The sequence below is a fragment of the Streptomyces sp. NPDC005262 genome (assembly GCF_042872425.1).
Classification (GTDB): Bacteria; Actinomycetota; Actinomycetes; order Streptomycetales; family Streptomycetaceae; genus Streptomyces.
Map to the genome: position 1 here is coordinate 159,333 of NZ_JBIAKK010000014.1, position 26,798 is coordinate 186,130.

At 67.8% G+C, this 26,798-nt stretch carries 24 protein-coding genes, 1 tRNA gene and 1 pseudogene; 14 read left to right on the forward strand and 12 right to left on the reverse strand.

Annotation, left to right across the window (positions count from 1 at the left end):
* The 3 genes from dnaJ to dnaK all read right to left on the reverse strand — a co-directional run bounded on the left by dnaJ (nucleotide 1) and on the right by dnaK (nucleotide 3,782).
* Nucleotides 1-1,188 carry a molecular chaperone DnaJ gene (gene dnaJ, locus ACFYP5_RS29060; RefSeq protein WP_313938427.1) on the reverse strand — a complete coding sequence of 396 codons (1,188 nt, stop codon included), beginning with the start codon at nucleotides 1,186-1,188 and terminating at the stop codon, nucleotides 1-3.
* Between the two features lie 93 nt (nucleotides 1,189-1,281).
* Nucleotides 1,282-1,932: a nucleotide exchange factor GrpE gene (gene grpE / locus ACFYP5_RS29065; protein ID WP_093773565.1), complete on the reverse strand. Its 651-nt coding sequence runs from the start codon at nucleotides 1,930-1,932 to the stop codon at nucleotides 1,282-1,284.
* Entirely contained in the window at nucleotides 1,929-3,782 is a 1,854-nt protein-coding gene (gene dnaK, locus ACFYP5_RS29070) for a molecular chaperone DnaK (protein WP_267003703.1), read from the reverse strand. The genes grpE and dnaK overlap by 4 nt, the downstream gene beginning before the upstream one ends.
* A 315-nt stretch (nucleotides 3,783-4,097) precedes the next feature.
* Here dnaK and ACFYP5_RS29075 point away from each other — a divergent pair, with 315 nt between their 5' ends.
* The 7 genes and pseudogenes from ACFYP5_RS29075 to ACFYP5_RS29105 all read left to right on the forward strand — a co-directional run.
* The gene (locus ACFYP5_RS29075; RefSeq protein ID WP_389041539.1) at nucleotides 4,098-4,685 is read left to right on the forward strand and encodes a sugar transferase; all 588 of its coding nucleotides are present in this window, start codon (nucleotides 4,098-4,100) and stop codon (nucleotides 4,683-4,685) included.
* Between the two features lie 109 nt (nucleotides 4,686-4,794).
* The gene (locus tag ACFYP5_RS29080; RefSeq protein WP_389041541.1) at nucleotides 4,795-7,062 is read left to right on the forward strand and encodes a (Fe-S)-binding protein; all 2,268 of its coding nucleotides are present in this window, start codon (nucleotides 4,795-4,797) and stop codon (nucleotides 7,060-7,062) included.
* Nucleotides 7,063-7,503: 441 nt separating this feature from the next.
* Entirely contained in the window at nucleotides 7,504-8,976 is a 1,473-nt protein-coding gene (locus tag ACFYP5_RS29085) for a VCBS repeat-containing protein (protein ID WP_389041543.1), read from the forward strand.
* A 30-nt stretch (nucleotides 8,977-9,006) separates the two neighbouring features.
* On the forward strand, nucleotides 9,007-9,201 hold the full coding sequence (locus tag ACFYP5_RS29090) for a hypothetical protein (RefSeq protein WP_389041545.1): 195 nt from the start codon (nucleotides 9,007-9,009) through the stop codon (nucleotides 9,199-9,201).
* Between the two features lie 38 nt (nucleotides 9,202-9,239).
* Entirely contained in the window at nucleotides 9,240-10,676 is a 1,437-nt protein-coding gene (locus ACFYP5_RS29095; RefSeq protein WP_389041547.1) for an FG-GAP repeat domain-containing protein, read from the forward strand.
* A 499-nt stretch (nucleotides 10,677-11,175) separates the two neighbouring features.
* Complete coding sequence (locus ACFYP5_RS29100; RefSeq protein WP_389041548.1) at nucleotides 11,176-12,090, forward strand: Yip1 family protein; 915 nt, start codon at nucleotides 11,176-11,178, stop codon at nucleotides 12,088-12,090.
* Between the two features lie 92 nt (nucleotides 12,091-12,182).
* Nucleotides 12,183-12,387 (forward strand): annotated as a pseudogene (locus tag ACFYP5_RS29105) (hypothetical protein); the annotation flags it as partial.
* 73 nt (nucleotides 12,388-12,460) lie between these two features.
* Here ACFYP5_RS29105 and ACFYP5_RS29110 read toward each other — a convergent pair.
* Nucleotides 12,461-13,300, reverse strand: coding sequence for a DUF5707 domain-containing protein (locus ACFYP5_RS29110; RefSeq protein ID WP_389041550.1), 840 nt, complete (start codon nucleotides 13,298-13,300; stop codon nucleotides 12,461-12,463).
* Nucleotides 13,301-13,692: 392 nt separating this feature from the next.
* On the opposite strand from ACFYP5_RS29110, the gene ACFYP5_RS29115 reads away from it, so the two are divergent.
* Both ACFYP5_RS29115 and ACFYP5_RS29120 read left to right on the forward strand, forming a co-directional pair.
* The gene (locus ACFYP5_RS29115) at nucleotides 13,693-13,899 is read left to right on the forward strand and encodes a hypothetical protein (RefSeq protein ID WP_389041552.1); all 207 of its coding nucleotides are present in this window, start codon (nucleotides 13,693-13,695) and stop codon (nucleotides 13,897-13,899) included.
* A gap of 290 nt (nucleotides 13,900-14,189) precedes the next feature.
* Entirely contained in the window at nucleotides 14,190-15,203 is a 1,014-nt protein-coding gene (locus ACFYP5_RS29120) for a hypothetical protein (RefSeq protein WP_389041554.1), read from the forward strand.
* Nucleotides 15,204-15,509: 306 nt separating this feature from the next.
* On the opposite strand, the gene ACFYP5_RS29125 is transcribed toward ACFYP5_RS29120, so the two are convergent.
* From ACFYP5_RS29125 to dcd, 3 genes are read right to left on the reverse strand one after another with little or no spacing between them, the layout of a single operon-like run.
* Nucleotides 15,510-15,872, reverse strand: a complete 363-nt coding sequence (locus tag ACFYP5_RS29125) for a squamosa promoter-binding protein 15 (protein WP_389041556.1) — start codon at nucleotides 15,870-15,872, stop codon at nucleotides 15,510-15,512.
* A gap of 34 nt (nucleotides 15,873-15,906) precedes the next feature.
* Nucleotides 15,907-16,416 (reverse strand): phosphoribosyltransferase, encoded by a 510-nt coding sequence (locus ACFYP5_RS29130; RefSeq protein WP_389041558.1) that lies wholly within the window; start codon nucleotides 16,414-16,416, stop codon nucleotides 15,907-15,909.
* A gap of 9 nt (nucleotides 16,417-16,425) precedes the next feature.
* Nucleotides 16,426-17,001 (reverse strand): dCTP deaminase, encoded by a 576-nt coding sequence (gene dcd, locus ACFYP5_RS29135; RefSeq protein WP_030929269.1) that lies wholly within the window; start codon nucleotides 16,999-17,001, stop codon nucleotides 16,426-16,428.
* Nucleotides 17,002-17,476: 475 nt separating this feature from the next.
* On the opposite strand from dcd, the gene ACFYP5_RS29140 reads away from it, so the two are divergent.
* A tRNA-Gly gene (locus ACFYP5_RS29140) sits at nucleotides 17,477-17,547 on the forward strand.
* A gap of 231 nt (nucleotides 17,548-17,778) precedes the next feature.
* Here ACFYP5_RS29140 and ACFYP5_RS29145 read toward each other — a convergent pair.
* From ACFYP5_RS29145 to ACFYP5_RS29165, 5 genes are all read right to left on the reverse strand, one after another.
* Nucleotides 17,779-18,933, reverse strand: a complete 1,155-nt coding sequence (locus tag ACFYP5_RS29145; protein ID WP_389041560.1) for a helix-turn-helix domain-containing protein — start codon at nucleotides 18,931-18,933, stop codon at nucleotides 17,779-17,781.
* 31 nt (nucleotides 18,934-18,964) lie between these two features.
* Nucleotides 18,965-19,612: a hypothetical protein gene (locus tag ACFYP5_RS29150; protein WP_389041562.1), complete on the reverse strand. Its 648-nt coding sequence runs from the start codon at nucleotides 19,610-19,612 to the stop codon at nucleotides 18,965-18,967.
* A 145-nt stretch (nucleotides 19,613-19,757) separates the two neighbouring features.
* Entirely contained in the window at nucleotides 19,758-20,906 is a 1,149-nt protein-coding gene (locus tag ACFYP5_RS29155; RefSeq protein WP_389041564.1) for a tyrosine-type recombinase/integrase, read from the reverse strand.
* Nucleotides 20,906-21,127, reverse strand: a complete 222-nt coding sequence (locus tag ACFYP5_RS29160; protein WP_389041566.1) for a helix-turn-helix domain-containing protein — start codon at nucleotides 21,125-21,127, stop codon at nucleotides 20,906-20,908. Before ACFYP5_RS29160 ends, ACFYP5_RS29155 begins: the two co-directional genes overlap by 1 nt.
* Before the next feature lie 180 nt (nucleotides 21,128-21,307).
* Complete coding sequence (locus ACFYP5_RS29165) at nucleotides 21,308-21,832, reverse strand: helix-turn-helix domain-containing protein (RefSeq protein WP_389041568.1); 525 nt, start codon at nucleotides 21,830-21,832, stop codon at nucleotides 21,308-21,310.
* A 286-nt stretch (nucleotides 21,833-22,118) separates the two neighbouring features.
* Between ACFYP5_RS29165 and ACFYP5_RS29170 the strand changes: the two genes are divergently transcribed.
* The 4 genes from ACFYP5_RS29170 (at nucleotide 22,119) to ACFYP5_RS29185 (ending at nucleotide 26,765) form a co-directional block, all read left to right on the forward strand.
* Complete coding sequence (locus ACFYP5_RS29170; protein ID WP_389041615.1) at nucleotides 22,119-23,366, forward strand: DUF3631 domain-containing protein; 1,248 nt, start codon at nucleotides 22,119-22,121, stop codon at nucleotides 23,364-23,366.
* Nucleotides 23,367-23,552: 186 nt separating this feature from the next.
* The gene (locus ACFYP5_RS29175; protein ID WP_389041570.1) at nucleotides 23,553-24,374 is read left to right on the forward strand and encodes a DUF2637 domain-containing protein; all 822 of its coding nucleotides are present in this window, start codon (nucleotides 23,553-23,555) and stop codon (nucleotides 24,372-24,374) included.
* A gap of 92 nt (nucleotides 24,375-24,466) precedes the next feature.
* A complete protein-coding gene (locus ACFYP5_RS29180) occupies nucleotides 24,467-25,042 on the forward strand; it encodes a plasmid mobilization protein (protein WP_389041572.1) in 576 nt (191 codons plus the stop codon).
* Nucleotides 25,043-25,046: 4 nt separating this feature from the next.
* Nucleotides 25,047-26,765, forward strand: coding sequence for a relaxase/mobilization nuclease domain-containing protein (locus tag ACFYP5_RS29185; protein WP_389041574.1), 1,719 nt, complete (start codon nucleotides 25,047-25,049; stop codon nucleotides 26,763-26,765).
* Nucleotides 26,766-26,798 lie beyond the last annotated feature (33 nt).

Sequence of the window (26,798 nt, forward strand, 5' to 3'; positions counted from 1 at the left end):
TCATGCTCCCTTCGCGGCCTGGAACAGCTCCGCCCGCGGGTCCTCCCCCGCGGTCGCCTTCCGGTAGGCCTCCAGCGCGTCCTGCGCCTCGGGACCGAGTTCCTTCGGCACGGCCACCTCGACGGTGACCAACAGGTCGCCCCGGGTGCCGTCCTTGCGCACCGCACCCTTGCCCCGGGCGCGCATCGTACGCCCGTTGGGGGTACCGGCCGGCAGTTTCAGGGTGACCGGAGGTCCGCCGAGCGTGGGGACCTTCACCTCACCGCCGAGTGCCGCCTCCACGAAGGTGACGGGCACGGTGACCGTGAGGTTGTCGTCCCTGCGGCCGAAGACCGGGTGGGCGTCGACATGGACGACGACGTACAGATCGCCGGCCGGACCGCCGCGCTCGCCCGGGGCGCCCTTGCCACGCAGCCGGATCCGCTGGCCGTCGGAGACGCCCGCCGGAATCCTGACCTGCATGGTGCGCGACGAACGCGCCCGCCCGCTGCCCTTGCAGACGTCGCACGGGTCCTGGGCGATGAGGCCCCGGCCCTTGCAGTCCACGCAGGGATCGGTGAGCGAGAACCCGCCGCCGCTGCCACGCGACACCTGGCCGGTGCCGACACAGGTCGGGCAGACCCTCGGGGTGCCGTTCTTGTCGCCGGTGCCCGAACACGCCTTGCAGGGCGCCTGGCTGGACATCCGCAGCGGGACCGTGGCCCCGTCGACCGCCTCGGTGAAGCTGAGCGTCACCTCGGACTCGATGTCCTGGCCCCGGCGCGGCTGCACGCGTGTCCCCGCGCCGCCGCCCCGGTTGAACAGGCCGCCGAAGACATCGCCGAGACCGCCGCCGCCACCGAAACCACCGGGGCCGCCGGCTCCGCCGCCCTGGGTGCCTCCGAAGAGGTCGCCCAGGTCGAAGTTGAAGTTGCCTCCCGCACCACCGGGACCGGCCCGGAAGCCGCCGTTCCCGAAGAGGGCGCGCGCCTCGTCGTACTCCTTGCGCTTCTTGGAGTCGCCGAGGATGTCATTGGCCTCGGAGATCTCCTTGAAGCGCTCCTCCGCCTTGTCGTCGCCCTTGTTGGCGTCCGGGTGGAACTCGCGGGCGAGCTTGCGGTACGCCTTCTTGATCTCGGCGTCGGTGGCGTCCTTGGGGACGCCGAGGACCTTGTAGTAGTCCTTCTCGACGAAGTCCTTCGTGCTCATCGACGTCCCTCCTTCCGGACGATCGGCCGGGCGACCGGCCCGAGGGCCGGTCGCCGGGGCAGACGGTGGGCCCCTCGGTGGTCGGACGAAATGTCAGACCTCCTCGGTGCCACCGCTCTCCTCGTCGTCTGTCTTCTCTTCTTTCGCCGCGGCAGGGGCCGCCCCCGGCTGGGGTTCGGCCACCGCCACCCGCGCGGGGCGGATGGTGCGCTCGCCGATGCGATACCCCGGCTGGAGGATCGCCACGCAGGTCGTCTCGGTTACGTCCGGCGCGTACGAGTGCATCAGCGCCTCGTGGATCGTCGGGTCGAAGGGCTCGCCCTCCTTGCCGAACTGCTGCAGGCCCAGCTTGGCGACGACCGTCTCGAGCGATTCGGCCACCGACTTGAACCCGCCCACGAGCTCGCCGTGTTCCCTGGCGCGACCGACGTCGTCGAGCACGGGCAGGAGCTCGGACAGGAGACCCGCGACAGCGATCTCCTTGACCGTGACCCGGTCCCGCTCGACGCGGCGGCGGTAGTTCTGGTACTCGGCCTGGAGCCGCTGGAGGTCGCCCGTGCGCTCGGAGAGCGCGGTGCGGACCTGGTCCAGCTGGGCGGTGAGGCCGACTGTCTGTACTGAGTCCCCGGCCGGGGACGCCCCCTCCTCCGAAGAGGGGGCGGCGTCCTTCGGCTCAGCTCCGTCAGGGGTGGCGCCGGAGGGGACGTCAGGCTTCTCCTCGAAGCCCGGAGTCTCCTCGGTCACACCGCACCGCCCTTGGCGTCCCGCTCGTCGTCCACGATCTCGGCGTCGACGACGTCGTCCGCGCCGTCGGCGTGCGCCTGGCCGGGCTGCGGGTCACCCTGCGGGCCGCCCTCGGCCTGTGCGTTGGCGTACATCGCCTGGCCCAGCTTCTGCGAGACGGCCGCGACCTTCTCGGTGGCGGTACGGATCTCGGCGGTGTCCTCGCCCTTGAGCTTCTCCTTCAGCTCGGTGAGCGCGGCCTCCACCTCTGTCTTCACGTCACCGGGGACCTTGTCCTCGTTGTCCTTGAGGAACTTCTCCGTCTGGTAGACGAGCTGCTCACCCTGGTTGCGGGACTCGGCGGCCTCGCGACGGCGGTGGTCCTCCTCCGCGTACTGCTCGGCCTCCTCACGCATCCGGTTGACCTCGTCCTTCGGCAGCGAGGAGCCACCGGTGACGGTCATCTTCTGCTCCTTGCCGGTGCCGAGGTCCTTGGCAGCGACGTGCATGATGCCGTTGGCGTCGATGTCGAACGCGACCTCGATCTGCGGGACACCACGCGGGGCCGGCGGCAGACCGGTCAGCTCGAACATGCCGAGCTTCTTGTTGTACGCCGCGATCTCGCGCTCGCCCTGGTAGACCTGGATCTGCACCGACGGCTGGTTGTCCTCGGCCGTCGTGAAGATCTCGGACCGCTTGGTCGGGATCGTGGTGTTGCGCTCGATGAGCTTCGTCATGATGCCGCCCTTGGTCTCGATACCGAGGGACAGCGGCGTGACGTCGAGGAGCAGGACGTCCTTGACCTCACCCTTGAGGACACCGGCCTGGAGCGAGGCGCCGATGGCGACGACCTCGTCCGGGTTCACGCCCTTGTTGGCCTCCTGGCCACCGGTCAGCTCCTTGACGAGCTCGGCGACGGCCGGCATACGGGTCGAGCCACCGACGAGAACGACGTGGTCGATCTCGGAGAGCTGGATGCCCGCGTCCTTGATGACGTTGTGGAACGGGTTCTTGCAGCGGTCCAGCAGGTCCGCGGTGAGCTGCTGGAACTGGGCGCGCGTGAGCTTCTCGTCCAGGTGCAGCGGGCCCTCGGCGGATGCCGTGATGTAGGGCAGGTTGATCGTGGTCTCCGTCGAGGAGGACAGCTCGATCTTCGCCTTCTCCGCGGCCTCACGGAGACGCTGGAGAGCCATCTTGTCCTTGGACAGGTCCACACCGTGACCGTTGGCGAACTGCTTCACCAGGTAGTCGACGACGCGCTGGTCCCAGTCGTCACCACCGAGGTGGTTGTCACCGTTGGTGGCCTTCACCTCGACGACACCGTCGCCGATCTCCAGCAGCGACACGTCGAAGGTACCGCCACCGAGGTCGAAGACGAGGATCGTCTGGTCGTCCTTGTCGAGCCCGTACGCCAGCGCGGCGGCGGTCGGCTCGTTGACGATACGCAGGACGTTCAGGCCCGCGATCTCGCCGGCCTCCTTCGTCGCCTGACGCTCGGAGTCGTTGAAGTACGCCGGGACGGTGATCACCGCGTCGGTGACCTTCTCGCCCAGGTACGCCTCCGCGTCGCGCTTCAGCTTCTGCAGGATGAAGGCGCTCATCTGCTGCGGGTTGAAGCTCTTGCCGTCGAGGTCGATCTTCCAGTCGGTGCCCATGTGGCGCTTGACCGACCGGATGGTCCTGTCGACGTTGGTCACCGCCTGGCGCTTGGCGACCTCGCCGACCAGCACCTCGCCGTTCTTCGCGAAGGCGACGACGGACGGCGTGGTCCTGGCGCCTTCGGCGTTGGTGATGACGGTGGGCTCGCCGCCTTCGAGAACGCTGACGACGGAGTTAGTCGTGCCCAGGTCGATGCCGACCGCACGTGCCATTTCAATTCCTCCAACTGACTACTTGAGTGGATCTGGCTCAAGGATGCATGACACCCGCCCCAGAGTCAACAGACCTGAGTGTGGTCGACTCAACTATCGTGCACACGCCACGCGCCACCTGGGGTTTGTCCGAGATGCGGGGGGCATATCCGGGCACACACCCACCGACCGATGCCGGCGATCGAGGGTGACACCTGCCGACCCGACGGCCCACACGCCCCGCTCCATCATCGCCGCATGGGATCGTTCTGTCACAAAATGCCGCGAGATGTACAAAAGCGGCATCCGATCCGTCCCACCCGGCAGGTGTGCACGATGCAGACGCAGATCACGGCGAAGCGCGCGCTGGATCTGGCCCTCGGCTCGGTCCTGCTCGTCCTGGCCGCCCCCCTGCTCGCCGCAGGGGCCGTCGCGCTCGCCGCACGGCGGCCCCCCGACGGCGTACTGACCCGCTCCGTGCGGATCGGTCTGGCCGGCCGGCCCTTCGTACTGCGCACCCTGCGCACCCGCCGGCTGCGCCTGGACCTGCTCTCCCGGCTGCCCCATGTCGTACGGGGAGAGCTCTCCCTCGTCGGACCGGAGCCACTCGCCCCGGACGACGAGCGGACCGGAACCGGCGAAGGCGCCGCGGGCGGGGCCGGCGCGCAACACTGGCGGCAGGAGCTGAGACCCGGCCTGACCGGCCTGGCTCAGGTCCGCTCCCGCTCGGGGATGCCGTGGGACGAACCGGCCCTGCTCGACCAGCACTATGCCGAGCACCACTGGCTGGGGCTCGATCTGACGATCCTGGCGGCGGCGGTACACATTCCGCTGCGCACCGCGGTCCGCAGGCTCACCCACCACGGCAAGGCACACCTGAGCGACACAGATCACCGGCTGCGCGGCTACAGCGCGGCGGAATAAGTGGATAGTGTCAGCACAGACTGATTAAGTTACTGCTTAGTAATCGCTTGTACTCCGACACGTCCCACAAGTGCCGGATCCCACCCTCGCAGGCCCGAGGAGCCCCCAAATGCAACTCGCCGCGATCATCGTGTCGCTGGTGCTGACTGTGGTCGGCGTTGCGCTCATCGCCCGAGCCGTCGCGCAGATCTACCGGTTCGTCAAACTCGGACAGCCGGTCCCGGCAGGCAGCCGCACCGACAACCCGAAGCAGCGCACGATCACCCTGGTCAAGGAATTCCTCGGCCATACCCGGATGAACCGGTGGGGGATCGTCGGCTTCGCGCACTGGTTCGTCGCCATCGGCTTCCTGACGCTGCCGCCGACGCTGCTCCAGGCGTACGGACAGCTCTTCAAGGCCGACTGGGTGCTGCCGATCATCGGCGAATGGCTGCCGTTCGAGCTCTACATCGAGTTCATCGGCCTGATGACGACGGTCGGCATCCTCGTGCTGATCGCCATCCGGCTGCTCAACCTGCCTTCCCGGGCCGGCCGCAAGTCCCGGTTCGCGGGCTCCAAGGCCTGGCAGGCGTACTTCGTCGAGTACGTCATCCTCGTCATCGGCCTGGCGATCCTGACCCTGCGCGGTCTCGAGGGCGCGATCCACCACGTGGAGGGCTACGAAGCCGCGTACTTCGTCTCGTACCCCCTGGTCCTCGCCTTCAAGGGGCTCGGCCTCGGCGCGCTCCAGAACCTCATCTACTTCACCGCGATGATCAAGATCGGCACCTCGCTGATCTGGATGATCACGGTGTCGCTCAACACCAACATGGGTGTGGCCTGGCACCGCTTCCTCGCCTTCCCGAACATCTGGTTCAAGCGGAACGCGGACGGCGCGGTCGCGCTCGGCGCGCTGCAGCCGATGACGTCGGGCGGCAAGGAGATCGACTTCGAGGACCCGGGCGAGGACGACGTCTTCGGTGTCTCCCAGGTCGAGCAGTTCTCCTGGAAGGGCATCCTCGACTTCTCCACGTGCACGGAGTGCGGTCGCTGCCAGTCGCAGTGCCCCGCCTGGAACACCGGCAAGCCGCTCTCTCCGAAGCTCCTGATCATGTCGCTGCGCGACCACGCGCACGCCAAGGCCCCGTACCTGCTCGCCGGTGGCGGCAAGGACATGGAGGGCAACGAGAAGGCGTCCGAGGAGCAGCTGAAGGACGTCCCGGCCGCGGCCCTCGCCGAGGCCGAACGCCCCCTCATCGGCACGGTCGAGGAGAACGGCGTCATCGACCCGGACGTGCTCTGGTCCTGCACCACCTGCGGTGCGTGCGTGGAGCAGTGCCCGGTCGACATCGAGCACATCGACCACATCGTCGACATGCGCCGCTACCAGGTGATGATCGAGTCCGCGTTCCCGTCCGAGGCGGGCACGATGCTCAAGAACCTGGAGAAGAAGGGCAACCCCTGGGGGCTCGCCAAGAAGCAGCGCGTCGAGTGGACCAAGGAGGTCGACTTCGAGGTCCCGATCGTCGGCAAGGACGTCGAGGACCTGTCGGAGATCGACTACCTCTACTGGGTCGGCTGCGCGGGTGCCCTGGAGGACCGGGCCAAGAAGACCACCAAGGCCTTCGCCGAGCTGCTGCACATCGCGGGCGTGAAGTTCGCGATCATGGGTGGCGACGAGAAGTGCACGGGTGACTCGGCCCGCCGTCTGGGCAACGAGCCGCTGTTCCAGCAGCTCGGCCAGGAGAACGTCGCGATGCTGAACATGGCGTTCGGCGAGGACGACGAGGACGAGACGACGAAGAAGCCCAAGTCGTCCAAGAAGATCGTCGCGACCTGCCCGCACTGCTTCAACACCATCGCGAACGAGTACCCCCAGCTCGGTGGCGAGTACGAGGTCATCCACCACACGCAGCTGCTCCAGCACCTGGTGGACGAGGGCAAGCTGATCCCGGTGACCCCGGTCGAGGGTCTGATCACCTACCACGACCCGTGCTACCTGGGCCGGCACAACAAGATCTACACGCCGCCGCGGGAGATCATCGCGAAGGTGCCGGGTCTGCGGAACGAGGAGATGCACCGCCACAAGGAGCGCGGCTTCTGCTGCGGCGCCGGTGGTGCCCGGATGTGGATGGAGGAGCGGATCGGCAAGCGCATCAACAACGAGCGCGTCGACGAAGCCCTCTCCCTCAACCCGGACATCGTCTCCACCGCCTGCCCGTTCTGCCTCGTCATGCTGACCGACTCGGTCAACGGCAAGAAGAACGACGGCAAGGCGAAGGAGTCGGTCCAGGTGGTCGACGTCTCGCAGCTGCTGCTCGACTCGGTGAAGACCCCGGCGGACCCGGCGGGTGAGCCGGAGTCCGAGAGCGCGCCGGAGCCGGAGCCGGTGAAGTAGCTTTCGCCCGCAGGAGGGGCTGATGGGGAACTCCCCCATCAGCCCCTCCTGCCATTTCCGGCCCCTTGGCTCCCACCGCTTCACACTGCTGCCCGGACGACGCTCCTGGTGTGCCGTCCACCGACGGCGAGGAGTCGGCCTACGCGGAGAACGACGGGCCGCCCGGCAGCGGAGCCGGGGCTTTCGGGACGGTTTCGTACAGGGCGGTGCCCGGCCGGCGGCGGGAGCCTCCGGGGAGGCCCCGCGCCTCCCCTCTCCCGCCATCACCTCCCGCTCCAGAAATAGTTGCGACCCCCATACAACCCTCCCGCCCCACCGCGAGTCTCCTGTTCGCCAACCGCAGGGTTACACCTGGGACAACTCCCGGCAAACACTCACGGAACGCACCCCATTGACTGCGGATGCCCGCCAGGCATCCCCGCATGCTGCAGGAGAACCCGCATGCAGAAGCACCTGCGTATCGCCCTCGCAACGGCCGCCGCGGCCGCGCTGACGGGCGGACTGCTCTCCCTCTCGACGGGCGTGGCCGGCGCCGCGGACTCCGTCCATCACCCCATGGCCGACTTCAACGGCGACCACATCGGTGACGTCGCCTTCTCCGCCGGCTGGGCGACCGTCGGCGGCAAGAAGGACGCCGGCCAGATCGTCGCCCTGTACGGCTCCGCGAACGGCGTGACGTCCACCGCCCGCAAGACGGTCAGCCAGAACACGACCGGCGTCCCCGGCAGCGCCGAGACCGGCGACGCCTTCGGCTGGGTCAGCGCGTACGGCGACTTCAACTCCGACGGTTTCGACGACCTGGCCGTCTCCGCGCGCTATGAGGACGTGGACGGCGACACCGACGGCGGCACCGTCGCGATCATGTGGGGTTCCTCCTCGGGCCTCACCGGCGGCACGACGATCAAGGACCCGGCCGTCTCCTCGCACGACCAGTGGGGCCGCACGCTCGCCGCGGGCGACTTCGACAACGACGGCAAGGACGACCTCGCGATCGGATCCACGGCGAGCACGATCTACGTCTACAAGGGCGGCATCGCCAAGACGGGCACCTCGGGCGGCCGGTACACCGTCAAGCCGCCGATCCAGTCCGGCGGCAGCAGCGGCCCGATCAACCTCACCGCGGGCGATGTGAACGGCGACGGCGCCACCGACCTCGTGGTCGACGGCTACGAGACCACGACCGACTACGGCTGGAACACCAACTACTACGTTCCCGGCTCCGCATCCGGCCTGAACGCCTCGTCCTCGAAGGCGCTGAAGCCCGGCATCATCACCGGCATCGGCGACGTCAACGGGGACGGCTACGGCGACATCGTGACCGGCCAGGAGTGGGACAAGCCCAAGGACGGCAGCCCGGTGCTGCCCGGCACGGTCGACGGCGGCAAGGTCAACATCACGTACGGCTCCGCCGGCGGCCCCGCCACGACCACCGCCATCAACCAGGACACCGGCAACGTTCCCGGTGGCTCCGAGCGCGGCGACTACTTCGGCGGCGAGCTGTCCCTCGGCGACATCAACGGCGACAGCTTCCAGGACCTGGTCGTCGGCGCCCCGGGCGAGAACCTGGGCAAGGCCGTGGACACCGGCTCCGTGACGGTCCTGTACGGCTCCGCATCCGGCATCAACACCCAGTCCGGCGGCCAGTTCTTCGCCCAGTCCACGGCCGGCGTCCCCGGCTCGGACGAGTCGAAGGACTACTTCGGCAACGAGGTCAAGCTCACCGACGTCACCGGCGACGGCAAGGCCGACCTGACGATCGGCGCGTACGGCGAGAACGGCGGCAACGGCGCGCTGACCTACCTCCCGTCCAACGGCACCCGCATCACCACGACGGGCGCGCGCTCGCTCTCGACGACGTCGGTGGGCGTGTCCACCGACGCCTACCCGGGACTGGGCGGCAACGCGGCCAACTGACCGGCCGCTTCGAGTTGTCGGGCCCGCACCGTGGGCAGGCCCGACCTCGCCGTCGGCACACCGGGTGAACACGCCCACGGCGCCAGCCGCGCCACCGGTGGTGTCTGGGTGTTCCAGGCCTCCTCAACGGGTCTGAACCTCGCCACGTCCTACAGCGTCATGGCCGGCTCCGTGGGTCTGCCCACGAGCACAGACACCTCCTGGTCGTCCGTACTCGCTCCGTGACCCCCACACGCCGCCCATTCCCTGGAGAAGTAACTGCCATGCGTCTTCGCACCACCACGGCCCTGGCCGCCCTCGTCGCGGCGGGCCTGACCCCCCTCGCCCTGCCCACCACACCTGCCTCCGCCGGTACCGCGAAGTACGCGGACGACTTCAACGGCGACGGGTACCGCGACCTCGCGGCCGCCGCCGTCGGTGTCACCGTGGGCGGTGCGAGCCGCGCCGGCGCCGTAGTGGTCAACTACGGTTCGGCATCCGGCATCAGCGCCTCCCGGCGCACGGTCCTCAGCCAGAACTCCAGCGGTGTACCCGGCACCGGTGAGAAGAACGACGCCTTCGGTTCCGTACTCGCGTCCGGCGACCTGAACAACGACGGATACGCCGACCTCGTCGTCGGGACCGGCGGCGAGGACGTCGGCGCCGACACCAACGGCGGCACGGTCGTGGTCCTCTGGGGCAGCGCCCGTGGTCTGTCCGGCGGGACGACCATCGGCGATCCGGACCCGTCCGGCCACGATCTCTTCGGCAAGTCCCTGGCCGTGGGGGACTTCACCGGCGACGGCAGAGCCGACCTCGCGGTGGGCAGCACGGGCAGCGCAGTCTGGATCTACAAGGGGGGATTCACCAAGTCATCCGGAGCCGCTTCCAAGTTCAAGCTGAGCACCGACCTGGAACCCGGCACGTCCCACGGGGCCAGGACGCTCACCTCCGGGGACTTCAACGCGGACGGCTACAGCGACCTGCTGGTCACAGGCTTCTACAACCCGAACAGCTACAGCGCCGCCGACGGCAGTCTGGTCTATCTGGGGTCCGCGACCGGCATGGCCTATCAGGACATCCTCGCCGAGGGAGACACCGTGGCCACCGGTGACCTCGACGCCGACGGCTACGACGACGTGATCGTCAGCTGGGCCTCGGGTGGCAGCCAGGGCGACGCAGGCGGTTCTATCGTCACCTACCTAGGTGGCGCCGAGGGGGTGCGTACCGGCACGGCACGAGTCATCGACCAGGACACCCCAGGTGTGCCCGGCGACGACGAGTCGAGCGACTACTTCGGTACCGCGATCTCCATCGGCGACATCGACGGTGACGGACACGACGACGCCGCCGTCTCCAGTTACTACGAGAGCATCGGCGACGCCGCGCTGGCCGGCAGCGTCACCGTGTTCCGCGGGAACTTGCGCGGCCTGTCCACGGACGGGGTCAAGGTGTTCCACCAGGGCACCACCGGAGTCCCCGGCGCCAACGAGGACAACGATCACTTCGGTTCGGCCGTGCGGCTCGCCGACCTCAACGCGGATGGCCGCGCGGACCTCTCTGTCGGCGCGGACGGCGAGAACAGCGCGGACGGCGCCATCTGGAGCCTGCGCGGCACCTCTTCGGGCGTAACCACCAAGGGCGCCGTCAGCTTCGGCGCGTCGGCCGTGGGCATCTCCACGGCCGGATACCCGTTCTTCGGAAACGTGATGGCCGACTGACCACGCGCGTGCCGTATGAGCGCAGCGAGCCCGTCCCGGGTGGACAGCCACCCGGGACGGGCTCGTCGCTTTCACAGGGAAGAGCCTGTTCCCGGCCCTGCGTGGCCCTGCGTGGTCCTGGCCGCACGACCCTGGCAGCGCCCGGATCAGCCAGGTCACCCCCGGCATTGCTCGCGTCGCCGAGGCCCGGGACCTCTTCGGAACCTCCTGCCGGCGCGGCGGCTACGGCGGCTGCGGCAACGGTCTGCCCGACGCGCTCGGCGCGCCCCGGCAGCTGCGCGGCACCGAGAACGCCGTGCCCAGCGCGTTCCCGCGCGGGCTCGGACTGCCCCCGGCCGTCGAACCCTTCCAGCACCGAACCCCGCTCCCGACCGCCCCGTAGGCACCCCTCACAGCTGCCACGGGACACCCTTAGGGGATGTCACAGCTCGGCCGCAAAGCCGGGCCCGATCCTCCGGGCCCGGCACCTCACTGTCCCGGACCAGGTACGTTCGATTACGTGGCTGGATTCAGGATCGGACGCGGCCGGGACAACCGCACCCCGCAGCAAGGGCAACAGCAACCGCGGCAGCAGCCGTACGGCACGCAGGCACCACCGCCGCCGTACGGTCAGCAGCCATGGCCGCCGACGGGAGGCAACGGCACCCCGTACACAGCCGGCCGGCCCGGGGCACATCAGGGCAACGGCGGCTACGGCGGCGCACACGGCGAGCCCGAATACTTCGGCGACCCGTACCACCAGCCCCAGCACCCCCACCGAGGCGACCCGTACGCCAACAACCCGGGTCACACCCAAGCGTTCAGCATCGACGAGGACCCGTACGGCGACGGCAACACCTACCGCGCCGGCCAGGCCCCCGCCCAGCCCGCAGGCCCCCGCCTGCACTGGAAGGATCTGCTGAGCGGCATCGTGCTGCGCCCCGGCCCGACGTTCTGGCAGATGCGCGACTACCCCGTCTGGGGTCCGGCGCTCATCGTCACGTTCCTCTACGGCCTGCTGGCACTCTTCGGCTTCGACCAGGCCCGCGACGACGCGATCCACGCGACGCTCTCCACAGCCGTCCCGTACGTCGTCCTCACCGGCATCGGCTTCGTCATCGGCGGCCTCGTCCTCGGCGCGGTCACCCACACCCTCGCCCGCCAGCTCGGCGGCGACGGCGCCTGGCAGCCGACGGTCGGCCTCTCCATGCTGATCATGTCGATCACGGACGCACCGCGCCTGATATTCGCGCTGTTCCTGGGCGGCGAGAACTCCCTGGTCCAGGTCCTCGGCTGGGTGACCTGGCTGGCCTCGGCCGCACTCTTCACCTCGATGGTCAGCAAGTCGCACGACCTGCCCTGGCCGAAGGCACTGGGCGCATCCGCGATCCAGCTGATCGCGCTTCTGTCGATCATCAAGCTCGGCACCATCTGACGCACCCACCCGCACCACAGAACTGACCCCCGGCGCCGCGGCACCGGGGGTCATTCATTTGCCACTGCTGCTCCCGCCTCAGGCGTCGAGAAAGACCGTACACCTGGTGGCGAATGCGCCCCGTCGCCGCGATGAGCGTGGCTTTCCTGCTGGTGCTCGCCGTGCCCTGGCTTCAGGACTTCTTCGCGCTGAAGCCGGCCGGGGTGAATGCCGTGGGCCGCGGTGGGTATCGCCGTGGTGGCGGCGGCCACCCTGGAGCTCGTGTGGAGGTGGGTCGACCGCCGCTTTCCCGCGTGAATCCGTTAACCCGTTACGAGCGCCGCGTCTACTGGGCTATGGGCTACTTCACGTCGGCTCACCTCACGCCGGCTTACTTCACGTCGACGTAGTCACCCGCGGCGCTGACCGTCGCGGTGGACGCGATACCCGCGTAGGTGAAGCGGTAATAGCCGTCGGTGGACGCCGTGACCGTGGTCTTCAGCGCGCCGCCCGTGGCCGACTTGATGCCCTTGACGTTGGTGTAGTTGGTGGTGCCCGCCTTGCGGAACTGCAGCACCACCGACTGGCCGCTGAGGCCCACGTACTTGTTCGACTCCCAGTCGGCACGGGTCAGCGCGCCGGTGACCGTGATGGTCTTGCCCTTCACCACAGGCTCCGGGGACGCGTTGACCGTCAGCTTCGACATGCGCTGCAGGCTGAAGCCCTTGACGTTGTCCTTCTGGACGTAGTCAGCGTCCGTGCCCTGAGCGATCGCCCAGACCTTCCAGCCACCGGCCAGCTTGTTCAGCAGGTCGTAGTTGGCGTCGACAGTGAAGGTGTGCTTGCAGGTGGAGGTCGTGTCGTTGACCTTGGTGCAGACGGCCTCGTCCTCGTTGGGCACCACGCCGCCGTCGAGGTTGTCGAAGGTCGAACCGTGCCACAGCACCGCTGTCGCCCACTCGATGCCCGAGTCATCCGTGGCGGTGAAGCTGACCGTGACGGTCTTCTTCGTGGTCGCACCCATGACGACGGCCTTGCCGCCGTTTACGACCACGTTCGAGATCGTGGTGTCTCCGCTGACGTCGTCGGCCGGGTCGACCGCCGCGTCGGTCTCGACGTTCCGCGTGAACGAGGAGACGGTGTGGCTGTCATCCGCCTGCGCCGCCGGGACGGCGAGGGCGGAGAGGGCCAGGGCGCCTGTCACTGCAGCGACAGAGGCACGAATGCGCATGTGTTTCCCCACGTCTGAAAAAGGGGCGCACGGCTCAGCTCTGTTGCATGCTTCCGCGGCGCCCGATCCAGTCAGTCTCTGGAGTCTGTTGACTCCACCGATCAGACATGGGGCACCAGTGAATGGTTGCGCGAGTCCGTGAAATTTTTTCGAGTACGCGTTTATGCGGGTCATTACGGAGTCCGTTACCCACTGCCATTAACCGACCATGGGTAACGAATCTGGAATTACAGATTAAGGGTTGCGGAATACTGCATGCCGACTTGATGGACGTCGAGTTACTGTACGTCGACGTAGTCACCCGAGCGTGGTCGTCCTAACGCTCCCGGACGCGGCTGCGGACGAAGTGATCACCGCCTCGGAGCCGGGTCGTCGCGGACAGCCCACAGGACGTGTCTCAGGCCGCCATCGGCAAGATCGTGGACAAGAGCAGCGTCATCAGCGCGGCCACTCTCGACACCGTCCGAGGCTGCTCGGCAACGGCCATCACCGACGAAGACATAGCCGTTCTCGTGTCATGGACTTGGCAGGTCAGCCGCGATCCGCATACGGGATCTTCCAAACTGGTGCTCCAGCTTCCAACAGCGTCGCTCGACTGAGCAACTGAGACCCCACCAACCCGGAAGAGGGTGCGGCTGCGGGCAAGGGACCACTGCGTCGCGGGCAACCTCCTGATGGCAAAGCTCGCAGGAGCTGCCCGCGCCCCGAGCGGCGGCCGTGGCCTTGGCCTGTCGCGGTAGGTCCGCCTTGCACCCCGCCGTTGACGCACTGATCACCACTCGGGCATACTCCTCACTCGCCACGCACGGCTCCCCCCACGCCGCAGGTCGTGCCAGTTCCTGGTGGAACGCACCCCACACCCCTTACACACCGGAACAGGAATCGCGACGTGGCAAGTAAAGACATCGCCGTCGGCCTGCTCATAGGCGGCACGTTGGTCTGGTTCCAACTCCTGCCCCTGCGGCTTCAGAGAGGGAAGCTCGCCGGCCCCGATCCCGCTCTCCGACGCGCGATTGTCGCCGCCTCCGTCGGCGTCTGGAAGCCGGCCGCGGAGCTGCTGGCCGGGGCCGCACAGGACTGGGAACGGCGTGCCCTCTACGTCGGTAATCTGGCCTCCCTCACCGGGTGGATGGGCGGCCGCTGGCTGCGGGCCTGGGACGCCGCCCGCCCCGGCGATCCGGATGTGGCACTTGTCAAAGCACGCGCCCGGATCCACCGCGCGTGGAAGAAGCGCGGTGCCGCCTACGCCCACCGGACTTCCGCCTGGCGCATAAGAGCCTTCCATCGGGAACTGCTTGCCTCCCGCGAGGAGATAGCGGTGGCAGCTTCCCTCAGTCCGGACGACCCGACGCCGCATAGTGCCGAAATCTTGACAGCGCTCGGCCTCGGCTATTCCCACGACCTGATGAGCGAGTTGTGGGCGGAAGTCACCGCACGGTCACCGCATCACTTCGAGGCGCATTTCAACGCGTTGCAGTACTGGAGTGCGAAGTGGCGCGGCTCGAACGAACTGGCGTGCGCATTCGCGCAGCAGGCGTCCACCGGCGCGCCGAAAGGCAGCCTGATGGCCGCATTGCCCCTGTTCGCCTGGTACGAGGCCTACTTTTCGAGGTCTGACTTGCTGCCCGGCCCCCGGTCACCGGAAGTCCGCGTCATGATTGATGCCACCCTGGAAGACGTGAACGCGGCCGACGACCACCCCCGACTGTCAGACGTACGCCACCTACTGGCGTACTGCCTGCACAAGCAGGGCCGGCATCGGGAAGCGCTGGAGCAGTTCCGCCACGTGGACGGGTACGTCGACGCCCTTCCTTGGCACTACACGGGCTACCGACGAATTTACTACCGGGCGATCCGCACAGCGGCAGCCCGCGGCGCACTGATCGAATCCCTGCGCCGCTGATCCACCCCAGAAGTCCGCGTCGGTGGCGGGCGGTCCTGACTTTCCGGACCGTGCGTCGGCAGGGCTCCTCGTGGGCACTAGCGAGCCGTCCGTGTCGCTGCAGCCCGTGTTGCCGGGCCGACAGACTTCACTGGCCGTCGCACCGAAATTCGCATCGAGGGGCTCGCTTGCCGCTGCGGGAGTGGGCGCAGGTCAGAGCGCTTCCTTGCTCTCCTTGGGCGCCACTCCCGAACTTATGTACTGGCAAGACACCCCAGGCTGACAAGCCGAGCCGGGTGCCGTGGAAGGCGTCGCCCTCCTCGGCGGCTACACGGGTGCGTACTGCTTCAGCTCACCGTCCCGCATCATCCACAGACGGAAGAACGCCTCCTCCTGATCCATGATCAAGAGTTGTACGGCATTCGGTTCCTGCCAGGGCATCCCGGCGAACCGTCGCCGGAGCGCACCAAGGTCGGCATGGTTGAGAGCGCCGGCCCAGATCTCGCATTCGGGGTTCTTTCCGCCGCCCCACGCGGCATCCGGGCCCGTAATGAGTCGGAGGGAACCGACGCCGACAACGCCCGGCGGCTGACACTGCCGGGCTTCATCTCGAAGCCAGTCGCTCAGTACCTCGACGTTCTTCCAGTCCGAGGCATCGGCGGAAACCATCACGTTGGCTGCCCAACTCACGGACCCGGCCCCTCTCCCCGCCGTCACCCGCAGATCAGAGCGCTTCCTTGTTCTCCCTGAGCGCCTCGCCGGACCTATGTACTGGAGGCAAGACACTCCACGGGAAGTTGATCCAGCGATCGGTCTTCTTCCACACGTACTCGCACTTCACGAGCGAATGTGACTTCTCGTAGATGACCGCGCTGCGCACCTCGGCAACGTGATCGATGCAGAAATCACGGACCAGCTTCAGCGTCTTGCCCGTATCGGCGACGTCGTCGGCGATCAGGACCTTCTTGTCCGAGAAATCAATGACATTCGGAACGGGCGCCAGCATGACCGGCATCTCCAGAGTCGTCCCGACCCCGGTGTAGAACTCCACATTCACCAGGTGGATGTTCTTGCAGTCCAGCGCATACGCCAGCCCGCCCGCGACGAAAACCCCGCCCCGCGCGATGCTGAGCACCACATCCGGCTCGTATCCGTCGTCGGCCACGGTCTGCGCGAGTTCCCGCACGGCATGACCGAACGCCTCGTACGTCAGGTTCTCTCGTACATCATTCATGGTCCGGCATCACACCTGGGTCCGATGGAAGTTCATGAACGAACGCGAGGCCGTCGGCCCACGCTGCCCCTGGTAGCGCGACCCGTACCGCTCCGAGCCGTACGGGAACTCCGACGGAGAACTCAGCCGGAACATGCACAGCTGGCCGATCTTCATTCCCGGCCACAGCTTGATCGGCAGCGTCGCGAGATTCGACAGCTCCAGGGTCACATGCCCGGAGAACCCGGGGTCGATGAACCCGGCCGTCGAATGCGTCACCAGCCCGAGCCGGCCGAGCGAGCTCTTGCCCTCCAGGCGCGACGCAAGATCGTCGGGCAGCGAGATGACCTCGTACGTCGAGGCGAGCACGAATTCGCCGGGGTGCAGGATGAATGCCTCGTCCCCGTCCGGCTCGACCGTACGGGTCAGGTCCGCCTGCTCGATGGCTGGGTCAATATGCGGATAGCGGTGGTTCTCGAACACCCGGAAGTAGCGGTCGAGCCGCACGTCGATGCTCGAGGGCTGCACCATCGACGGATCGAACGGATCAATGCGGACCCGCCCGGCGTCGATCTCGGCCCGGATGTCCTTGTCTGAGAGAAGCACGTCCCGAGGATACGCAGAACGCGCGGGCCCGCCCCAACCGGACCGCCCGCGCGCTCTGGCACAACCGTCTGCCGACGCCTCTACCGCTCCTCGAACACCACAGGAACGGCATGCCGCAACCGGGCGCAACGCGGGCAGCGGATAAGCCTCCCGGGACCGATCCGACCGGCCCCGAGCTGCTGCAGCGGGAACGAAGCGGTAGCGAAAATGTGCCCTTCGGCACAGCGGACGACGGTGCGCTCCATGGAGTCCATCAAGTCCCTTCCCCAACAAGCCTTGGACGAGAACGCCACATTAGGGGATGAAGAGGACGCCGCTCCAGGCGGCACTCCGACTACGTACGCTACGCCCCAACTCCCGCCCCCGGCAGCCACATCCACACCTCGGACACGACACCCAGGCCCCCGGCTCACGCGCCGGGGCCTGCCATGGGGTAGAGTGTGCGACGGTGAGCGTTGATCGATCAGCGCTCCGCGCGGGTGTAGTTTAATGGTAGAACATGAGCTTCCCAAGCTCAGAGCGCGAGTTCGATTCTCGTCACCCGCTCTTGAATGAAGGCCCAGGTCAAAGACCTGGGCCTTCTTCGTTGTCTAGACCTATCCGACCTTACCGTGCCCTCCGCGTGCCCCAACTCCGAGAAATGCGCAGGTTAAACGGCCGCTGCCGCACCACATCGGTGGTGCGGCGACGGCAAGTCTCGCATAGTGAGATCCATTTTATGTGGCCTGCGTCACTTCATCATGGGGAAGCGTTTCGTTTCGTCCGCAAAGTTCCGGGTCATCGGACCACCGACAACTGCGGTCGATGCGCGGCCTCAGAGCGGATACCGCTGCGTCCGCCATCCTGCGCGGTGACCACCAGGCCGAAGATAAGGTCGCTGAGATCAGCGGGTCTCAGCTGAAGGTCACGGGCGACATCCGTCAGCGATGTGCCCTCGGCCCGCAGGGCGGTGAAGACCTTCCCCAGCACCTGTGAAGTCTCGCGGGCCAGCCCACTCTGCGGTTCCGCCTTGCGGTACCCCTGACGCCCAAGCTCCACGCAGTGGGTGCGGTACTGCCACTCCGTGGTGAGGTTCAACTCATGCAGGCGATGCGCCAGCGCCATGGCCGCGACCTTCCAGCGCCGCTTCGCCTGCAGGATCCAACTGGTGCTCGGGTTACGGGGGGTGCACGCGAGGACGTCCGCCGCCGGCATCATCAGAGCCGCAGCGAAACGATGAGCCTCGCCTTCGGCATGAGGGCCATGGGGTACCTGCTCCTCGCCGTGCAGGACGAGGTGGCCCAGCTCGTGGGCCGCGTCAAAGCGACCCCGCTCGGCGGTCTTCCCCGTGCTCAGCAGCACGAAGGGGACACCCCTGTCCCAGAAGGAAAAGGCGTCGACCTCGGGGCAGTCGCGGGACAACGAGAACACTCTCACCCCGTGCGCCTCCAGAAGATGGACCATGTTGGGAACGGGGGCGACACCCAATCCCCACCGAGCACGGACGAGTTCGGCTGCGCGCTCGGCCGGACAATCCGCGGAGGCTGCCTCTCCTGGAAATGGAACCTGCTCGGCATCGCTGAGACGGCTGAAGGAAGTCAAGGAGGGCAGAGCCGGGGTCGGCAGCCGGAAGCGGGCCGCGATCCAGTCCTGCAGGATCCGGGCCAGACGCCCACCGCTGAGCGCGATATCCCGCTGCGAGGCGGTCATCTTGCTCAATGCTCTGAAGCTCACCGACTCCACGGGCAGGTCCGCGACTTCCCCAGCGCTGAAGAACGACTCCGGGAATTCGAGTGCCTCGGCCAGGGCCGCCAGGGAAGGTGCGCTGGGATGCGCACGTCCGTTCTCGAAGTCCGAGAGCCGTCGGGCGGTGAGTCCGGCCATCTGGGCGAGGCGGGTGACGGTGAGCCCGCGGCGCTTGCGCGCCAGGACGATCCGGGATGCGGTGATCATGAGAGTGCCAATGGGTTGGGGGTGGGACGTGTCAGCCCAGGCGTTCGATGGGGATGTCGATGTCGCCCTCGCCGTCGTCGTCTTGCGGGAAGGGGTTGAAGCCCTCGAAGTCGAGGTAGGGGAAGATGATCCGCTCGTGCCAGCTGTCGATCTTGCCACGGCTGCCCGCATTGTTCGGCAGGGAAAGCTCGTAGTACAGCCTCGTCCCGGTCGGGGTATTCACGTGCTGGTAGAGCAGAAACCAGGTGGGAATGCCACCGCCCACGTCATGCTGGTCGGGCTCGGCCTCGTAGTCGGAGAGCATCAGCTGCCGATTGGTCTCCACCCTGCGGATGACGGCGGAGCCTTTCGCGTAACGCGTGGACGGAATGAGCGCGGCATAGCCAGCACCCTTGCTGCCGCTGGAGGCCGTGATGGCGAAGTCGTCTGCAGGCGAGAGGAGCAGCGACACGTTGTTGGGGCTCGCACTACGCCATCCCTGAGGGATGTGCGCCTCACGCAGGAAGCGAATCGTCCGCCCCCAGAAGATGTTGCCCGGCAGCGATACGGGGTCGAGCGGGGTGCAGAAGTTCCGCTCCGCTTCCGCGCGCCGCAGCACGTCCTCGATCGTTTCGACCGAGAGCCCCAGCTCAGTGAGCCTGTCCCGACCGCGAGACTCCTCAACGTGCACGACTGCCATGCCCAGCCCCCGACCACAGAGAGTGATTTCCGGAAATCCTCCCTCAAATGAGGTAGGAAATCAAGAAGTTTCACTGGTCAATCGCCTGCGATGCGCGCATGACTAACTGGTTGGGGTGGGCACGGAACCCACCCCAACCAGTTCGTCATGCCTTGCGACCGGTAGCTTTCTTCTCCGCCCGTCGCCGCAGCTCGCGCACCCTGGCATCGATCCCGTCCGCGACTTCGACCTGACGCTCGCCGTTGGAGTGCTGGTAGATCAGCGCCGCCTTCTCCGAAGACTGGCCGGCTCGGACCATCGTGTCCTTGAGCGTGGCGCCGGACTGGGTGGACAAGGTGTGGCCGGTGTGGCGGAGGTCGTAGAAGCGGAAGCCCTCCGGCAGACCGACCTTGGCCCGTGCCCTGCGCCACTTGCGACCGAAGGTGGACCGTCGGAAGGGGGCGCCCTTCTCGCCGACGAACAGAAGCCCGTTGGGGTCCTTCTCGGCGTACCAGTCCAGGTGGCGCTTCACCTCGATGTGCAGGAAGGCCGGGAGGGAGACGGTGCGCCTACCGGCGGTCGACTTCGTGTCGCCTTCGACTCGACGGCCGGTGGTCAGCTCGGGCGCTGCGTCACTGATCTTGACCGCGAGGGGTTCGAGCGTGACGTCGGGCCGTCGCAGGGCCGCTTGCTCCTCCGGTCGCATCGGCCCGTAGGCACCGAAGTACACCATCAGCCGCCACCTCGGCCCCATGGCATCAGCAAGCGCGTCGACCTGTTCGACAGTGGCCGTCGGGCGTTCCTTGGCTTTCTCGCTGCCGGCGCTCCTGATCCGACAGGGATTACGACGGATCAGCTCGTCGTCGGTCGCCGTCTCCATGATGGCTTTGAGCAAGCGGTACGACTTTGCGACCGTCGTTGCGCCGGTCGCCTCCAGCCGCTCGGCTCGCCAGGTGCGCACCCCAGGCGGCGTGATGTCGTCCAAGTTCACGGAGCTGAACGCGGGCAGCAGGTGCAGTCGCAGCAGCCTGAGGTACAGCTCCTCCGTGGTGGCGGAGAGCCCACGCTCCTCGACCCACTTCGCGGCATACGCCTCGAAGTTCACTGCGCCGGCGTCGGGGTCCACCCAGTGCTTGCGCTCGATGTCGGCCTGGGTGAGCGTGAGCCAGGTCTGGGCTTCGGTGCGGGTCGCGAAGGTCTCCTGGGCAGTCCGGCGGCTGCCGTCAGGGGCCCAGTAGCGCGCCTGCCACCGGCCCGACGGGAGCTGGCGGACGGTGCCGAATTCACGCCGCCGTTGCGGCTTGCGGCCCGCCATCAGGCTGCCTTCCCGAAGCGGGACTGCGCCTCGCGGAGGGTCGGCACCGTGCGCTCGGCGATGTACGTGTCGATCACACTGCGGGGGATGCGGACGGGCTTGCCGAGCTTCACGTAGCGGATGCGACGTTCCTGGATGAGGCGCCGGATGAAGCGGACGCCTGTTCCAAGTCGTTCGGCGGCCTCCTCCACGGTGAGGAGGCGGTCAGCCGTGTGTGTCACCTCCTCCGCAGCACGCGCAGTCTGTGTGGAGGCAGGGGTTATTGCCGGTCGGCGCAAGGGGAGTCCTCTCCTGGCAGTCATGGGCGCGGCAACGCCGGTCTGCCGGGGTTGATCGAAAGGGATGGCGGTTGTGCTGACCCGTTCCTGGGGGTTTGCGAGCCCAGGGGGTCGGAGTCGGGGCTACGCCTCTGTGGCGGAGCCGTGCTGGTCGGCGTCCGGGTGTTCGCCGGGCGGGGCCCCGTAAGCCTGCAGCAGGTGGCTGCTGGCTGCTTCGGCCATGGCGTTGGAGACCATCACATCGGCCTCTTCGCGGATGTCGGGGTGCTCGGCGAGGTAGGCGTCGAGGGCGTCGCGTGCCCGTGTGAAGGCGGCGTTGGCTCGCTGCGTCTGGCGGTACGCGTCGACGACGTCGTCGATGAGTTCCATGGCTCGGGCCATGGCCGCGAGCCGGGGAGGGCCGACCAGGTTGCGCAGCGAGACGCCGAAGACCTCGGCAAACCCGATCGCTTCGTCCACGTTGATACGGCGCTTGCGGTTCTCGATGCGCCAGACCGCGGACGGGTTCATCTCGAACCCGGCCTCGTTCATTCGGTCGGACAGGGAGTTGGTGCTCCAGCCGCGCGCTTCGCGTTCCAGCTTGATCCGTACCGCGACGTTCTCTTCGCCGCTGAGCAGGACCCCCTGGGGGGAGCCTTCGTCAGCCATGCCCACCTCCTTCCGTACGTAGTGCGTCGCTGCCATTTGCAACGAGATCAACAGTAGCACGTCCCTGCGAAATGCAGAATAATTCTGCAATCGGCAATTCGTGTGGCATGGTGGTGCAGCAGCAGCGGACCGAAGGAGTCGTACGCCCCGCTCTCCGCACGAAAAAGCCCCCCGGCACAGCCGGGGGGCCAAGCGCAAACCTCTCAACCGCCATCCCTAGCGATCAACCTGCGAGGCCGGGATTGCCGTCCCATGTGGCCCGCAAGCAGAGGAGCTCGTGTCCAGTATGGACGAAGCCACCCCGAAGACGCCATCCCTCTCCGCCGCGCCCGTCGCATGGCCGACCGTTGCCATACCCGGCCAGCCGGCCGAGCCAGCATCCTCCACGCCGCCGTCCGCGGAGCCGCCCGCCGACGAGCCCGATCCCGCCCCGGCCTCCGAGGGGGAACAGGTTCTGGCAGACCTGCGGGCGCAGATCCGACGGTATGTCGTGCTGCCGAACGAGGAAGCCTTCACGGCCGTGACCCTGTGGGTTGCGGCTACCCACCTGCAGACCGCGTGGCAGCACGCGCCGCGGCTGGCCGTGGTCGGGCCGGCCAAACGGTGCGGCAAGTCGCGGCTCCTGGACGTGATCACCGAAACCGTCCACGCCCCGCTGATCACGGTCAACGCCTCGGCCGCAGCGGTCTTCCGGTCGATCACCGAGGCCCCGCCCACCCTGCTGGTCGATGAGGCCGACACCCTCTTCGGATCCGCGAAGGTCGCGGAGAAGAATGAGGAAATGCGCGGCCTGCTCAACGCGGGGCACCAGCGCAACCGCCCCACTCTGCGGGTCTCCGGACCCAACCACGAAGTGGCCAAGTTCCCCACCTTCGCCATGGCGGCCCTCGCGGGCATCGGTGACCTGCCCGACACGATCATGGACCGGTCGGTCGTCATCCGGATGCGCCGACGCAGGCCGGGCGAGAAGGTGGCGGAGTTCCGCACCGTCCGTGACACCCCCACGCTCCACGCGCTGCGCGACCGGCTTGTGGCGTGGCTGGTCCCACTCCACGCCGATGCGATGGAGCTGACGCCGACCATGCCGGTCGAGGACCGGGCAGCCGACACCTGGGAGCCGCTGGTCGCCATCGCCGACCTCGGCGGCGGTCAGTGGCCCGACCTCGCCCGCGCCGCTTGCCTGGCCATGACGAGGCATGAGGCCCAGCAGGACCAAGACAGCAGCGGCCTGGGAATCCGGCTCCTGGTCGACATCCGCCGCGCCTTCGTGGCCGAAGGCAACCCGCCGGTGATTCGCACCAGCCGCCTCCTCGACATCCTCAACAAGGACGACGAGACCCCCTGGCCGGAGTACACCGCCAACGGCCTCACACCTCGCGGACTGCAGCTCCTGCTGAGGGACTACGGCATCAGCTCTGCCAACCGCCGTTTCCACGGCGACGTCCAAGCCAAGGGCTTCGCCCGCCTGCAGTTCTCCGACTCCTGGGCGCGTTACTGCCCCGAGTCCACACCGGAACCCACGACCGGCGCCTGACCCGACACGACTCGTCGCGACTCGTCTCCGCGCAGGTCAGCGCGGGGACGAGTCGGAGACCGGCAACGAGTCGACTCGACATCACCACCGCACCCGTACCTGCCCTGAACAGGCATGCAACGAGTCGCGACGAGTCTCCCCCACCACGGCCACATCAGCCGCCTCCGCATCCCTGGAGCACCACCCTTGCCTTCTCCCACCACCGCCATCGCCCCACCCGCTGCCCCGGCGCCACTGGCCGCCGCGATCCGCACGGGTGTGGCGCTGCTGGCCGTGGCAGCCTTCGCGCTCTCCTACGACGCCCTGCGCCAGATGGCCGTCGCCAGCCACATCCACCGGGCTCTCACCTACGCCTTCCCCCTCGTCATCGACGGCTTCATCGCCATCGGGATCGGCGCCCTGCTCATCCTGCGGACCGCACCGCTGCCCGCTCGCCTCTATGTCTCGGCGCTGGTCGGCATCGCCACCGCCACGAGCATCTGGGCCAACGTCCTGCATGCCATCCGCCTCAACCAGCAAGGCAGCCACACCGGACTTGCCCTCGACGACATCACCGTCGGCGTCATCTCCGCCATCGCCCCACTCGCCCTGGCCGGAGCCGTCCACCTCTACCTCCTCGTCGCCCGGCGCCCGACCACTCCCGACAGCCACAACGGCAAGGGCCACAACGCCAACAACGGCCACAAACCCGCTGCGGTAAACAAGGACAGCGCTACAGCACCGCCAACAGCTACGAAGGCCAACAACGTGACGCAAGCAACCACGACGGAAGCGGCGAAAACCGAGAACCGGCCTGGTAAGCCGGGAGGTCACCAGACAAGCGTCTCCCTGGAGCAGGCCATCGGCATCGGTCGCACAGCCCCCCTCGGACGGGCTGGCCGCGTCTCGCGCCGCAACGTCGAGAAGGCGATCCGGGATAAAGGTTTCGGCATCTCCCGGAGCCGCCTGGATGAGGTCAAGAACCTGCTGCAGACAGAACTCGACGAGGCCACCACCGGCACCGACTGAACTCCGCAGCCCTCGTCACCCCAGCCCGCCGCTCCCGCAAATCAGCGCAGGAGGGGCGGGCCCTCATCCCACCACCGCTTACAGGAGTCCCTATGCATGGCCTCGACCGCGAACTCCACGCACCACAGGAGCAGATGACCTTCACCCCAGCCCCAGACGGAGCAAGCTGTAGCGCTGGACCGTCCAAGGGCCGGTCCAGCGCGCTTGCCCCCGCCCCGGGGGTGGCGGGGGAGGTCCTGCGCCAGGGGGCGCCGGACCAGGAACTGGTGGCCGAGGGCGGCCACCAGCAGGAGAATCAAACAGTCAGGCGGGGCCGTCGACGCCCCCGCCAGCCCCGCCAGCGCGTGAAACGCCTGACCTTCCGCGCCAGCGAGGCCGAAGAAGCCGAGATCCAGGCCGCCGCCGACGCAAAGGGGGTCTCCAAAGCCCGATTCATCGCTCAGGCAGTCCACGCTCAGCTCCACAACCGGACCGGGCTCGACCAGGACGAGGCTCTCGACCGGCTCGAAGCCGCCCGCGTCGACCTGGCCCGTGTCGGCAACAACATCAATCAGATGGCTCGGATCCTGAACTCCGGCGGTGACGTCATCCACCTCGCTCGCGCCACTAGCGAGGTCTGCGAGGCCGCAGCCATGGTGAAGGCTGCCGCCCGGAAGCTGGTCAGCTGACGCTATGGTCCCGGACATCAACCCGCCGGGCGGCCGAACGATCGGCCTGCTCAAGTATCTCTACCGAACCAGCGACATCGAAGCCCACGTCGACCCGCACATCGTCGCCGCCTACGACCCCTTCATCGCCGATCCCGGACGCGATCCGAGCGCCACGCTCAGCGAGCTCGCTTCCGATCTCAACCACTGGGTCGACGCCCTGAAGAACAGGGCCCCGGCCAAGCACGTCTGGCATTGTTCGGTGCGCACCGCAGACACCGACCGCGTCCTCGGCGACGAAGAATGGGCCACCGTCGCACGCCGCATCGTCAACGCCACCGGCATCGCCCCCGAAGGCGATGAGCAAGCATGCCGCTGGATTGCGGTCCGGCACGCTCCCGACCACATCCATCTCGTCGCCACGCTCGTACGCGCCGACCGCACCCAGCCACGCCGACACAAGGACGCCACTCGCGCCCAGGCGGAGTGCCGCAAAATCGAGAAGGAGTTCGGCCTGCGACAGCTGAAGAAGGGGGACGGCACCGCCGCCAAGCGCCCCACAAGCGCCGAGCGCCGCAAAGCCGAACGTCTCGGCCAGGAGGCCACCTCCCGCGAGCTGCTGCGAGAACACGTCCACCGCGCCCTCGCCGGCGCCGTCGACGAGACCGAGTTCTTCGACCGCCTTGGCGCCGAAGGTGTACGGATCAAGAAGCGCATCGCCCCATCGGGTGACTTGCTCGGCTACTCCGTAGCGATCGTCGGTGACCGCAACGCCGAGCAGGAGCCGATCTGGTACTCCGGCTCGAAGCTCGCACCAGACCTGTCCTTGCCCAAAATTCGTGAGCGCTTCAGTACCGGAGGAGACACCCCCGAGCCCCCGGCCCTCATGGAACGATTTGGCGAATCCGCCCCGGGCCGCGCCCGCCGCTTCGCCGCCGAAGCCGTCGATACGGCGCTCACCGCGCTCGCCTCCCCCGACGACGAGGCCGTGGCTACCCACCTCGTCGGGGTGGGCGAAGTCCTCGACGCCCTCGCCCAAACCACCCTGGGCCGTCCACATAAGGAACTCCAAGACGCCGCACGGACCTTCGAGCGGGCAGTGCGCTCCCACATTCGCGGCGAGCAGACCCAGATGTACGCCCTGCGACGGGCGGCCCGCCAGATCGTCCACTCCGGGCATGCCCTCGGACGCGGCGCAGATGGCGCCGCCACCGCTCTGGTCCTGGATCTTCTGATTCTCACCGTCATCGCCGCCGGACGCTGGCACGCCGCCCACCATCACGCCCAACAAGCCGAAGCCGCACGCCGAACCGCCATACACCTGCGCGCGGCGTACCGGGCTGCTGCTGCAGACCCGTTGGCCGACATGTGCGCTTACGGCGAAAAGCTCACCGCCCGCACGCAGCAGCATCACGCCGACACGATCAGCTCTGCACTGCCCGAGCTGGCCGACCGCGTCCAGGCCGAGGCCGGTTGGCCTGCCCTGGCGGCCGTACTCGACCAGGCACAGCGCGCCGGCCACGACACCACGGCCCTCCTGCGTAAGGTCTCGGCGCAGCGGGAGCTCTACAGCGCAGACTCTGTCAGCGAGGTGCTTGTCTGGCGCCTGTACCGGCTGGACCTCGTACCCGCCAAGACGCTCACCGCTGCACCAGCAAACCAGCGCACGGCGGCACAGGGCCTGCACACCGTCCCTCCGGCCACCCTCGCGAGTACACACGGTGCGCGCTCTCGCCAGCGTTGAGCACAACGTCGGCGTCGATGACGTGACGCCGAT

What these genes read in the sequence shown, in the direction of transcription:
- ACFYP5_RS29080 (WP_389041541.1), top strand. Translation starts at nt 4,795, where the DNA reads ATGCAACTCGCCGCGATCATCGTGTCGCTGGTGCTGACTGTGGTCGGC.
- ACFYP5_RS29155 (WP_389041564.1), bottom strand. Translation starts at nt 20,906, where the DNA reads ATGGCGGGCCGCAAGCCGCAACGGCGGCGTGAATTCGGCACCGTCCGC.
- dnaJ (WP_313938427.1), bottom strand. Translation starts at nt 1,188, where the DNA reads ATGAGCACGAAGGACTTCGTCGAGAAGGACTACTACAAGGTCCTCGGC.
- ACFYP5_RS29150 (WP_389041562.1), bottom strand. Translation starts at nt 19,612, where the DNA reads ATGGCAGTCGTGCACGTTGAGGAGTCTCGCGGTCGGGACAGGCTCACT.
- ACFYP5_RS29110 (WP_389041550.1), bottom strand. Translation starts at nt 13,300, where the DNA reads ATGCGCATTCGTGCCTCTGTCGCTGCAGTGACAGGCGCCCTGGCCCTC.
- dnaK (WP_267003703.1), bottom strand. Translation starts at nt 3,782, where the DNA reads ATGGCACGTGCGGTCGGCATCGACCTGGGCACGACTAACTCCGTCGTC.
- ACFYP5_RS29075 (WP_389041539.1), top strand. Translation starts at nt 4,098, where the DNA reads ATGCAGACGCAGATCACGGCGAAGCGCGCGCTGGATCTGGCCCTCGGC.
- ACFYP5_RS29085 (WP_389041543.1), top strand. Translation starts at nt 7,504, where the DNA reads ATGCAGAAGCACCTGCGTATCGCCCTCGCAACGGCCGCCGCGGCCGCG.
- ACFYP5_RS29145 (WP_389041560.1), bottom strand. Translation starts at nt 18,933, where the DNA reads ATGATCACCGCATCCCGGATCGTCCTGGCGCGCAAGCGCCGCGGGCTC.
- ACFYP5_RS29180 (WP_389041572.1), top strand. Translation starts at nt 24,467, where the DNA reads ATGCATGGCCTCGACCGCGAACTCCACGCACCACAGGAGCAGATGACC.
- ACFYP5_RS29170 (WP_389041615.1), top strand. Translation starts at nt 22,119, where the DNA reads ATGGACGAAGCCACCCCGAAGACGCCATCCCTCTCCGCCGCGCCCGTC.
- ACFYP5_RS29185 (WP_389041574.1), top strand. Translation starts at nt 25,047, where the DNA reads ATGGTCCCGGACATCAACCCGCCGGGCGGCCGAACGATCGGCCTGCTC.
- ACFYP5_RS29165 (WP_389041568.1), bottom strand. Translation starts at nt 21,832, where the DNA reads ATGGCTGACGAAGGCTCCCCCCAGGGGGTCCTGCTCAGCGGCGAAGAG.
- ACFYP5_RS29095 (WP_389041547.1), top strand. Translation starts at nt 9,240, where the DNA reads ATGCGTCTTCGCACCACCACGGCCCTGGCCGCCCTCGTCGCGGCGGGC.
- ACFYP5_RS29130 (WP_389041558.1), bottom strand. Translation starts at nt 16,416, where the DNA reads ATGAATGATGTACGAGAGAACCTGACGTACGAGGCGTTCGGTCATGCC.